Origin of the sequence: Shewanella kaireitica (assembly GCF_023284045.1) — a bacterium.
Lineage (GTDB): Bacteria > Pseudomonadota > Gammaproteobacteria > Enterobacterales > Shewanellaceae > Shewanella > Shewanella kaireitica.
The window spans coordinates 1-10,334 of record NZ_JAKIKQ010000032.1 but is presented as its reverse complement, the minus strand read 5'-3'; the positions used below and the strand labels follow the sequence as shown (position 1 = coordinate 10,334).

The following is a 10,334-nucleotide window of genomic DNA, read 5'->3' as shown; positions in this document are numbered from 1 at the left end:
TTTTTCAAGCGATGATTTCTTAACCACTCTCGTGAAAAGAAGCATTACCCGAAGCCCTTAAAGCGTTTGTCACCTGAATCAAATCCCCGAAGGTTTTCAACTCTCTAACACTGCTGCAAGTCCCGTACTACCTAGCTTTTGCTAAGAGTGATTGGCCTGCTGTGCCGTGTCAGTGGATGCGCATTATAGGCAAATCCTGACAGAGCACAAGGGGCTAAATGAGAAAAAATGAAATAAAATGATTAAGCGGACACTTCTCAAACGATACGCACAAAAAAGGGGCTAAAAGCCCCTTTTTATAGTCTATTAAAGCTTACTCAGTAATTTACTGCTGCTTTTGCTCTAAGAAACCTTTTATCAGTGTAACGGCCTTATCATCGTCCCAGTCTACAAAGGTACGAACGAATGCGATTAACTCGCCTTCTCTATTAAGTATAAAGGTGGCAGGAATGGTATCCAAAGGGAATACATCACTTAAGCTCTGCTCTTTATCGTAATAAGTAGTGAAGTTTTCCATTCCTAGTGATTTAAGGAATGGCTCAACTTGCTTGTTACCGTCTAGATCTATCGATACCGGAAGGACTTCGAACTCTTCGGAACCAATTTTGTCAGAGAACCGACTAATAGCAGGTAACTCTCTCACGCATGGGGGGCACCAAGTGGCCCACATGTTGACCATGATAACTTTTCCTTTGTACTGACTAAAATCGACAGGTTTACCCTGACTGTCTTTAAAAGGAACAGCTTCTATTGGAAATGGCTTAGGCAGAACACTAATTTGATCAACACTTGATTGGATCTCCTTTTCACCTTGCTTTTGCATACCAGGGTAAGCTTGCGCTTGCCCGGCAAACATTAGCACGATGGCAAAGAGTCCAAATACTATGTTTTTCATTTAGTCTCTCGCTTCAAAAGGCGATCAAGTTCTTGCTGATCTTCTGATGTTAATTCGTCGGTATTAGTTTCAGCAATACGCTGCTTGCGTATAAATAGGAAACCGATGAAACCACCGAAGATTAATAAACCGATAGGGCCTAGCCAAAGAACATAAGTCTTGGCTTCCATTCTTGGTTTATAAAGCACGAACTCACCGTAACGACTTGTCATAAATTCAACAATTTCATCGTCATTTTTGCCTTCGTCAACCATTTCGAATACTTCTAAACGAAGATCTTGGGCAACTGGCGAGTTTGAATCAATTAGGTTTTGATTCTGACACTGAGGGCAACGCAATGAATGCGCTAAAGACAGTGCACGCTTTTGATTTTCAGGAGACTTAAATTCATAAGTATCTACCGGAGTCGCATTTACTACCGAAGCCATGCTTAATAGTAATACCAACGCAGAAAAACTCTTAATTAGCATTTTAATCATGATGCTCCATCCTTAGCTGCTTCCGCTTGTAACTCTTGAACCATTGGATAAAGGGTCTCTTTCCACACACGCGAGTCTATTGGACCTGCATAGCGGTAACGAATAATCCCTTTATGGTCAACCAGAAAGCTTTCTGGAGCGCCATAGACACCTAGATCTAAACCTAAACGACCATTATGATCGTAAATGTTAATAGCGTAAGGGTTGCCTTCGCGACTCAATTCACGAATCGCTAACGCTCGCTCATCACGGTAGTTAATACCGTAGATAGGCAAAATATCTTTGCGCGCCAAAGTCATTAGGAAAGGATGTTCGTACTTACATGAAGGACACCATGTCGCCCACACATTCAGCAGAGAAACTTTCCCTTTAAGTGTCTCATTAGTCAAAGTCTCCCCTGACTTTTCCAAAACCTCTAATTCGAAAGTCGGAATCGGCTTTCCTTCTAGAGCAGAGTCGAGCTTTTGAGGGTTTAGGAAGAGCCCCTTGTAAAGGAACACCCCCAAACCTAAAAACACAACTAGTGGAAGAAATAAAACTAGCTTTTTCATACTCACCCTATTCCAATTATGCCGTTGCTAACTTATCACTTTTGTCTGCGGCTTTTGTATCTGTGCTTTTTGCTTTGATTCTGTAACGCTTATCAGATGCAGCAAAGAAACCACCGACCATCATGAAGATCGATCCGAACCATAACCAGCGAACAAATGGCTTATAGTTAAGTCGAACAGCAAACTCTGTACGGCTAATAGGATCGCCCATTGTGACGTAAAGGTCACGGAACAAGCCCCAATCGATACCAGCTTCAGTCATGTCCATAGTACGTACATTATATTGGCGACGATCAGGTCTTAATAATGTGACGTATTCATCATCTTGATAAACTTCTATCTGACCTTGCTGCGCAGTGTAGTTAGGGCCTACTACGTTTTTAGTCTCAATATACTTAAAGGTATAGCCCGCTAACTCTTGAGAGATACCAGGTCCCATACGGACACTTTTCTCGATTGAGTAATTAGAAACCATCGTGGCACCAACAACTGACACTGCAATACCTAGATGCGCAATAATCATACCTAGTTGGCTTCGACCAAGACGAGCCATATCGACTGGGCCTTCTTTGGTCTTAACCATATTGTAAGCAGCTCGGAATGTCATGATTGTTACCCAAGTTGCAGTACCAATACCAAACACTACCCAGATGTTAAATTCTCCACCGGCAAGGAACGGTGCAGCAAGTCCAACAACAGAAGCGATAACCGCAGGTATAAGAAGTTGACGTTTCAACTCACCATCTTTTGACTTCTTCCAGCGGATCACTGGACCAATACCCATGAAACCAAATAGCACTAGTACAATTGGAACAAATACGGCGTTGAAGTATGGAGGGCCTACAGAAATCTTGCCCATTCCTAATGCATCAATAAGCAGTGGGTAAAGCGTACCAAGTAAAACGGTACCACACGCTACAGTTAGCAATAAGTTACACACCAGCAGCATTGTCTCTTTCGACTTAAGCTGGAAACGCGCAGGACTCTTCATCTCACTCGCTCTGAAAGCAAACAAGGTTAATGAACCGCCAACCGCTAGCCCGAGTAAGAGCAGAATGAACATTCCTCGACTAGGATCTGCAGCAAATGAATGCACAGATGTTAGTACGCCTGAACGTACAATAAACGTACCTAATAGACTTAGCGAGAATGCGAAAATTGACAGTAGAACAGTCCAGTTACGGAATGCGCCACGCTTCTCAGTTACAATAAGTGAGTGAACCAGAGCAGTACCAATCAACCAAGGCATAAATGATGCGTTTTCAACTGGATCCCAGAACCACCAACCGCCCCAGCCAAGTTCGTAATAAGCCCACCATGAACCAAGCGCGATACCACCAGTTAGGAATACCCAAGCTGCCAGTGTCCAAGGACGGCTCCAACGAGCCCAAGCAGAATCCAAACGGCCACTCATTAGCGCTGCGATAGCGAACGCGAAGCTGACTGAGAAACCTACATAACCTAGATACAACATAGGAGGATGGAAGATTAAACCAACATCTTGCAACATTGGGTTAAGGTCACGCCCTTCCATTGGTATTGGGAATAGACGCTCGAACGGACTAGACGTCAACAACATGAATAGTGAGAAGCCAATTAGAATCATGGCTAACACAGCTAGAACCCGCGCAGTAAAGACCTCTTCTAAACCTTTACTAAACAGTGCCACAGCAGCTGCCCATGCTGATAATGAGAAAACCCAAAATAGCAGTGAACCTTCATGGCCACCCCAGACTGCAGCAATCTTAAAGAAGATTGGCAATTCGGAATTGGAATGGTGCGCTACATAAGCGACGGAAAAATCGTCGACGGCAAAACTATAACCGAGCGCGATAACGGAGAACAGAATAAAAAAGAACATTCCGTATGTTAATGGCCAAGCATAGCGCACCAAGTATTGGTCTTTGCGAGCTACACCTACTAAAGGGACGATGGCTAAAAGCATGGCAAATGCCACACCGATAATCAGCGAAAAGTGTCCTAATTCTGGGATCATGGGTTTTCCTCAGTCCTAAATCATGTATTGATAAGCATACGCTAATATCATTACACACGAATCCGTAGTTAACACTACTAAAAGGGTACAAATTTAGCTCAGTTTAGTATTTGCTATTGTTCCTGTCTGCCTATTTCGTACAAATATGGGTGACTTGTCTCATTCTTTCCCTATCTTATTACGAGCAACACATAAACAGTTGTTCAAAAATTCCACCGTAAACTGAGCATATTTAGTGGGATTTTTAAGTCAGACTCAAGAAGTTCCCGTAAGTTTCGAGTTATTTTGCAAATAAAATCAATCTGTGAACAAGTACGCAACTATGACGATTTCAGGTTATATTACTGTTCAATGAATAATCTTTACGTATAATCTTATTCCTAGTTCAGCGGTGAATCCGCTTTTTCGCAAACTAAAGTGAAATAGACATAATGACCACATTCTGGATCTTGATAGCCTTATTTGTGTTGGTCAGCCTAGCGCTGATTTGGTTCCCACATTTTCGTCAGCAGCAAATGCGACGGACAGAAGAAGCCGGTGTTCGCAAAAGCACCAACTTAGAATTATTTAATGAACGTCTTTCTGTTTTAGAGAAAGAAGTAGAAGAAGATTTACTTGATCAAGCTGAATTCGATGCGCTTAAGAAAGAGCTCGAAATAAGCCTGCTTCAAGATATGAAACAAGGTGACGATGAATCTCTTGTTAATAAAGTAAAGCCTAAAAGTATTGCTTGGCCAGCTGTTATGTCAGCAATCATTCTAGGTATTTCAGGCTATATGTACTCAACACTGGGTGCATATGAAAACTTAGACAAGCCGATGACAGCTAATGAAGCACATTCAGGTATGGATGCAGCGCAAATGATGTCTCAGCGAGTGCAAATGATGGAAGCACAGGCCAAAGCTGAACCTGAAAACAGTCAGCTATGGTTTAGTCTTGGTCATACATATATCTCAGCTAATCGTTATGACGATGCCATCATGGCATTCGACAAAACGATGGAGTTGGTCGGTGTGCATGCTGAGCTACTAGGCCCGAAGGCTACCGCACTTTACTACCGCTCGAATCAACAAATGACGCCAGCGGTTCAGGCTCTGATTGATCAATCACTAGCACTTGATCCTTCTGATCCTTCGACTTTATTGCTTGTTGGTATGGATTCTTTCTTCTCTGCTGAATATCAAACAGCTATCGATGCATGGCAGCTGATTTTAGATAGTGAGCGCAAAGATGTTGATCGTAGCGCCATTATTAATGCTATCGACAGCGCCAAAATGAGAATGAGCGCAGAAGGCGAAATGCCCAATGATGATGCACATAAAAATGTTAAGCCAAATGCCACAGCAAAAACAGTAACGGTAGAGGTTTCAATCTCTCCAGAACTACAAGCTCAAGTTGCTAGCACTGACATGTTATTCATCTTTGCTCGCTCGACTGAAGGCCCTAAAGTACCGCTTGCAGCGACTAAAGTGTCTGCAGAATCACTACCATTATCAATTACACTGGATGATAGCACCAATATGGGTGGCAACGTTAAGCTAAGTGATGCGAAAACCGTAGAAGTGATTGCTGTATTATCAAAGCATGGCAGCGTTAAGCCACAAACTGGCGATATCCAAGGTAAGCTAGCGATGATTAAAGTTGGTGATACAGGGCAACTCGTTCTCGATACCCAAGTTCAGTAATTTCAAATTACATCCATAAAAAAACCGGCTATTAGCCGGTTTTTTTATATCAACATAAAAGCTTACTTTGACATATATTCAATTGCTTTTTTGTAGTCTTCATCTGAACAATCAGTACACATGCCACCTGGTGGCATTGCGTTTAGGCCTGCTTTAACGCTTGAAACTAGTGCCTCTGGGCCTTTCGCTAAGCGAGATTCCCATGCTGCAGCGTCATGTGCTTTTGGTGCGCCAGCAACGCCCATGCTGTGACAAACTTGACAAGCTTTGTCGTAGACAGCTTTGCCATCTTGAGCAAAAGCACTTGTAGACAAAGTTAATGCAGCAGCTGCAGTCAGTGCTAATAATTTTTTCATTTTATAGGTTCCTAATGCAAATTCTAACAAAGCTCACGCTGCCCTTATAGAATGCGGCAGACTTATTATCGCTGCGCTAGGTTACTACAAACTTCACCAAATGGCATCTATTTGTGATTTAAATCGCGTTAAAAGGTGTTTAGCAAGACATAGTTCTCAAAAACGTTAATATATTAGCAAATGTTTAAAAAGTTCCTAAAAACTTCCTAATATTCGAACTACATCAAATTGCTGACACTTAGCACTACACGAAACTAAACGCTTGAAAGTCTATGTGTTAGTATCACTTGTGTTTTTAGATGGCATGATATAGAGGGCTCAGTGGTAGAACAATCAAAAGCAACAACACTGGTATCAGCTAGTAACCTAACTTGTATTAGAGAAGAACGTATTCTTTTTGACGAACTGAGCTTTGAGATCACCGAAGGCGAGATTGTTCAAATCGAAGGCCCTAATGGCGCGGGCAAAACAAGTCTATTACGGATTATTGCGGGTTTGTCTCGCCCCTATGCTGGCCAAATCAACTTTAAAGGTGAAGACATCAACCGATGTCGAGACGAATATAACGATGAGTTGTTATACCTCGGCCACCTCGCTGGTGTTAAAAGTGAATTAACCGCTGAGGAAAATCTTAACTTCAATTTAAGAATCAGCGGGTATGATGGTTTTGATACACGCGAAATCCTAGCAAAAGTCAATTTATCAGGTTTTGAAGAAGCGTTAGCAGGCCACCTATCAGCTGGGCAGCATCGCCGTACTGCACTTGCAAGGCTTTGGCATACAAACTGTAAAATTTGGCTACTTGATGAACCTTTTACAGCGATAGATAAAAAAGGCGTAGAAGAGCTTGAGCACCTGTTCTTAGCTCATGCTCAACGTGGCGGTTGTGTCATCTTAACGACCCATCAGGATATGAGCGTAATTGGTGATGACATCTTGCGTAAAATTCGTCTTGATTATCGCTTTGTTTAGGAATTAGCAATGAAAAAAGGTATCAGTTATACCCAAGCATTCGGTACGTTACTCAAGCGAGATCTACAGATTGCAGTCCGTCATCGCGGTGATATTTTTAATCCGTTATTATTTTTTGTGTTGGTAGTCACTCTGTTTCCATTAGGGATCGGGCCTGAGCCGCAAGTATTAACACGAGTCGCACCTGGCATTATTTGGGTAGCAGCCCTACTTGCATCTATGTTGTCATTAGAGCGTTTGTTCAAAGCTGATTATGTCGATGGTAGTCTTGAGCAAATGCTGCTAAGCCCACAACCTCTGCCATTAATGGTTTTAGCAAAAGTACTGGCACATTGGATATTAACAGGTGTACCTTTAATTTTAGTGGCACCTTTATTAGCAGTTCTATTGCACCTTGACACTAATAGCTACGGTGCGCTAATCGCAACTTTAGCGCTAGGAACGCCTGTATTAAGTCTACTAGGAGCCATTGGTGTAGCATTGACTGTCGGATTACGTAAGGGTGGCGTGCTATTAAGCTTGCTTATATTACCACTCTATATTCCGGTGTTAATTTTTGCTACCAGCGCTATTGATGCTGCTGGAATGAATTTACCTTATGATGGTCAACTCGCTATAATCGGCGCAATGTTGATCGGTTCATTAACGTTAGCACCATTCGCTATTGGTGCTTCCTTACGAGTGAGTACTAACTAAAATGTGGAAATGGTTACATTCATACGCGGATCCAGAACGCGCTTACAAGCTTTCAAGCACGCTATTGCCTTGGTTTGCTACCTTAGCAATTGCTTTTATCGGTATTGGCACTATTTGGGGCTTAGGGTTTGCTCCAACTGATTATCAGCAGGGTGACAGCTACCGTATTATCTTTATTCATGTACCGGCAGCCTCAATGTCTATGGCCGCATACATGGGCATGGCCACATGTTCATTCATTGGTCTTGTTTGGCAAATAAAATCTGCCGATTGGGCTGCTGCATCAATCGCACCTATTGGCGCGGTCATTACCTTTATTGCACTTGTTACAGGTGCAACTTGGGGTAAGCCTATGTGGGGCACATGGTGGGTTTGGGATGCACGCCTAACGTCTGAATTAGTGCTACTGTTCCTTTATCTAGGTGTGATTTCTCTCTATGCATCATTTGAAGATAAAGTGCTTGCAGCCAGAGCAGCAGGGATCCTAGCCATTGTAGGCGTAATTAATATCCCAATTATTAAGTATTCTGTTGACTGGTGGAGCTCACTACATCAACCGTCTACTATCCGTATTACTGAAAAATCAACGATGTCGACTGATATGTTATATCCATTGTTAATTAACATATTTGGTTTCGGTCTTATGATCGCAGCAATTACATTAGTGAGATTTAGATCAGAAATTTTGGCACGAAATGGAATGCGTCCATGGGTGCGTGAACTTGCTAAAGCAGAAGGGGTCAAATAATGCAATTCGACTCAATTAGTGAATTTTTTAATATGGGCGGCTATGCTTTTTATGTATGGCTTGCTTACGGTGTCACCTTCTTCTCTCTCGGAACGCTCGTCGTAATGAGTGTTAGACAGAAACGTAAAGTGTTAGTCGAAATCGCGAAGAAAATTCAGCGAGAAGAACGCTTAAAAGAAACTCGGAGTACTAAATAGTGAATCCAAGAAGAAAAAAACGCTTAACCCTAGCTGTAGCTCTAATCGGTGGTGTGGCAGCTATCGCTTCGCTACTTTTATATGCACTAAATTCAAACTTGAATCTTTTCTTTACACCTACTGAAATTGTTCAAGGTAAGAAAGATACAGGTGTAATGCCTGAAATAGGACAACGCATCCGCGTCGGTGGCATGGTAACAATTGGTTCTATGGTACGTGATCCTGATAGTCTTCATGTCGAGTTTGCGGTACATGATGCAGCTGGCGGCGAAATTATCGTAACTTATGATGACCTACTGCCAGATCTATTCCGTGAGGGCCAAGGTATCGTTGCTCAAGGCGTCTTATCCGCTCCTGGTAAGCTTGAGGCTACTGAAGTTCTAGCTAAGCATGACGAGAACTACATGCCACCAGAAGTTGCTGAGGCGATGGGTCAGAGTCACGAAAAACTTGATTACAGCGAAGACCAATCAAAGGCTGGCGGTTATAAGTAATCAATCATAACCTAAACCTAAAAGCCTTCATTTATTGAAGGCTTTTTTGTGTAAAGCTCAAAAACGTTTTTAGTCAAAATGACTAACTAAATCTCCTAGCAAATCTCTTCCATTCAGTACACTCATCAGCCATCAAATAAAAATAAGCAACGAAACTGAATTGCGGCGTAGGATAGATCCAATGCCAGCAATATAGCTCTCTAGACGACTACAGTTAGGGTATTAAAATTAACCCTCCCCATAAATGTCTACATCAACACCCTCATTGCTGGTAGTAGCAAAAGTATGTATATCGCTATTCTCTTACCAATTGCATTAACAGTTTGCCCATTCAGCGGGAATTGAAAACCCTGTAGCAAGTAGTGGGATTTAAGCTAATAGTTATTCTCGGCTCTGGCATCCAGATTCGATCTCGATAATTACTCTTGCATTAATCTACCTTCGACCATCCTTGGACGCACCTCTTAAACCTGACCGCCAAGGAGGGCTGTAATGCCATATTTTGTATGGGACAAAATAGACCATTTAGTCGTATATTCAATCCCCATAGCGAAGCTTACAGCGTTTTAGCAAATTGTTAACCTCAGCCGCACTAGGTGCGCCCCTCAGTCTTTCCACTTCTGTTTTGCATTGATTCAAAAGGGAGTGACCATTTTTTAACCAAAGCGCTTTGAAATGAAAAGACTGAGGGGCTCTGAACTGATCAAATACTTAATGCAATTGATGTTAGAATTTCTTTATTGTGCGGTAGCCCTAGAACGATTTGTCATTAATGCCTAGTGTCGTAATCCATTCAGCCAGAGCAAGCTTAGATACCAATGCGCGACGCTATTGGATGCTGCAGCATGGACACCGACTGAATTCCCGATAACCAAAAAACAAATACAGATCAACAGCGACAAATCGAATAAGGCATCAGTAATCTCTATAAAAATTTTTTCCTAATGGTTTAGGTTAGACGATAACAATAAAAATTCTTTGCCTTCCCAGCATACTGAAATCTATGAATTTGCATATAAGGAACCCAATCAGATATACCCGTTAACCTGCCTAGATGTTCAGACCTCCCCTCTATATCCTATAAATAGTACGAGCATAGCCCTACTTACCTCCGCCTTCCTCTGTTGTGGCTGTGGCTGTGGCTGTGGCTGTGACTGTGGCTGTGGCTGTGGCTGTGGCTGTGGCTGTGGCTGTGGCTGTGGCTGTGGCTGTGGCTGTGGCTGTGGCTGTGGCTGTGGCTGTGGCTGTGGCTGTGGCTGTGGCTG

Annotated in this window: 11 protein-coding genes; 6 read left to right on the top strand and 5 right to left on the bottom strand. The window is 42.5% G+C overall.

All coding sequences use genetic code 11. The features are described 5' to 3' along the window. Positions 1 to 325 precede the first annotated feature (325 nt). Genes L2730_RS21760 through L2730_RS21745 form a run of 4 tightly spaced genes read right to left on the bottom strand, consistent with a single transcriptional unit; the run spans position 326 to position 3,921 of the window. Positions 326 to 895: a TlpA disulfide reductase family protein gene (locus L2730_RS21760; protein ID WP_248976471.1), complete on the bottom strand. Its 570-nt coding sequence runs from the start codon at positions 893 to 895 to the stop codon at positions 326 to 328. After that, on the bottom strand, positions 892 to 1,365 hold the full coding sequence (gene nrfF / locus L2730_RS21755) for a heme lyase NrfEFG subunit NrfF (protein WP_428848486.1): 474 nt from the start codon (positions 1,363 to 1,365) through the stop codon (positions 892 to 894). Before nrfF ends, L2730_RS21760 begins: the two co-directional genes overlap by 4 nt. A 5-nt stretch (positions 1,366 to 1,370) precedes the next feature. After that, complete coding sequence (locus L2730_RS21750) at positions 1,371 to 1,925, bottom strand: DsbE family thiol:disulfide interchange protein (protein WP_248976469.1); 555 nt, start codon at positions 1,923 to 1,925, stop codon at positions 1,371 to 1,373. A 16-nt stretch (positions 1,926 to 1,941) separates the two neighbouring features. Next, positions 1,942 to 3,921, bottom strand: a complete 1,980-nt coding sequence (locus L2730_RS21745) for a heme lyase CcmF/NrfE family subunit (RefSeq protein WP_248976468.1) — start codon at positions 3,919 to 3,921, stop codon at positions 1,942 to 1,944. A gap of 431 nt (positions 3,922 to 4,352) precedes the next feature. On the opposite strand from L2730_RS21745, the gene ccmI reads away from it, so the two are divergent. Then, complete coding sequence (ccmI, locus tag L2730_RS21740; protein WP_248976467.1) at positions 4,353 to 5,606, top strand: c-type cytochrome biogenesis protein CcmI; 1,254 nt, start codon at positions 4,353 to 4,355, stop codon at positions 5,604 to 5,606. A gap of 62 nt (positions 5,607 to 5,668) precedes the next feature. Here the strand turns inward: ccmI and L2730_RS21735 are convergent, their stop codons facing one another. Then, a complete protein-coding gene (locus L2730_RS21735) occupies positions 5,669 to 5,962 on the bottom strand; it encodes a c-type cytochrome (protein WP_248976466.1) in 294 nt (97 codons plus the stop codon). A gap of 321 nt (positions 5,963 to 6,283) precedes the next feature. Here L2730_RS21735 and ccmA point away from each other — a divergent pair, with 321 nt between their 5' ends. From ccmA to ccmE, 5 genes are read left to right on the top strand one after another with little or no spacing between them, the layout of a single operon-like run. Continuing rightward, on the top strand, positions 6,284 to 6,934 hold the full coding sequence (gene ccmA / locus L2730_RS21730) for a cytochrome c biogenesis heme-transporting ATPase CcmA (protein ID WP_248976465.1): 651 nt from the start codon (positions 6,284 to 6,286) through the stop codon (positions 6,932 to 6,934). A gap of 9 nt (positions 6,935 to 6,943) precedes the next feature. Continuing rightward, the gene (ccmB, locus tag L2730_RS21725; protein WP_020912161.1) at positions 6,944 to 7,630 is read left to right on the top strand and encodes a heme exporter protein CcmB; all 687 of its coding nucleotides are present in this window, start codon (positions 6,944 to 6,946) and stop codon (positions 7,628 to 7,630) included. A 1-nt stretch (position 7,631) separates the two neighbouring features. Next, positions 7,632 to 8,378, top strand: coding sequence for a heme ABC transporter permease (locus tag L2730_RS21720; protein WP_020912160.1), 747 nt, complete (start codon positions 7,632 to 7,634; stop codon positions 8,376 to 8,378). Continuing rightward, positions 8,378 to 8,575: a heme exporter protein CcmD gene (gene ccmD / locus L2730_RS21715; protein ID WP_020912159.1), complete on the top strand. Its 198-nt coding sequence runs from the start codon at positions 8,378 to 8,380 to the stop codon at positions 8,573 to 8,575. Before L2730_RS21720 ends, ccmD begins: the two co-directional genes overlap by 1 nt. Next, positions 8,575 to 9,069, top strand: a complete 495-nt coding sequence (gene ccmE / locus L2730_RS21710) for a cytochrome c maturation protein CcmE (protein WP_020912158.1) — start codon at positions 8,575 to 8,577, stop codon at positions 9,067 to 9,069. The genes ccmD and ccmE overlap by 1 nt, the downstream gene beginning before the upstream one ends. Positions 9,070 to 10,334: the final 1,265 nt, after the last annotated feature.

Coding starts and splice junctions, on each gene's coding strand:
- L2730_RS21745 (WP_248976468.1), bottom strand. CDS start 3,921: ATGATCCCAGAATTAGGACACTTTTCGCTGATTATCGGTGTGGCATTT.
- L2730_RS21720 (WP_020912160.1), top strand. CDS start 7,632: ATGTGGAAATGGTTACATTCATACGCGGATCCAGAACGCGCTTACAAG.
- ccmD (WP_020912159.1), top strand. CDS start 8,378: ATGCAATTCGACTCAATTAGTGAATTTTTTAATATGGGCGGCTATGCT.
- ccmB (WP_020912161.1), top strand. CDS start 6,944: ATGAAAAAAGGTATCAGTTATACCCAAGCATTCGGTACGTTACTCAAG.
- L2730_RS21760 (WP_248976471.1), bottom strand. CDS start 895: ATGAAAAACATAGTATTTGGACTCTTTGCCATCGTGCTAATGTTTGCC.
- L2730_RS21735 (WP_248976466.1), bottom strand. CDS start 5,962: ATGAAAAAATTATTAGCACTGACTGCAGCTGCTGCATTAACTTTGTCT.
- ccmI (WP_248976467.1), top strand. CDS start 4,353: ATGACCACATTCTGGATCTTGATAGCCTTATTTGTGTTGGTCAGCCTA.
- nrfF (WP_428848486.1), bottom strand. CDS start 1,365: ATGCTAATTAAGAGTTTTTCTGCGTTGGTATTACTATTAAGCATGGCT.
- L2730_RS21750 (WP_248976469.1), bottom strand. CDS start 1,925: ATGAAAAAGCTAGTTTTATTTCTTCCACTAGTTGTGTTTTTAGGTTTG.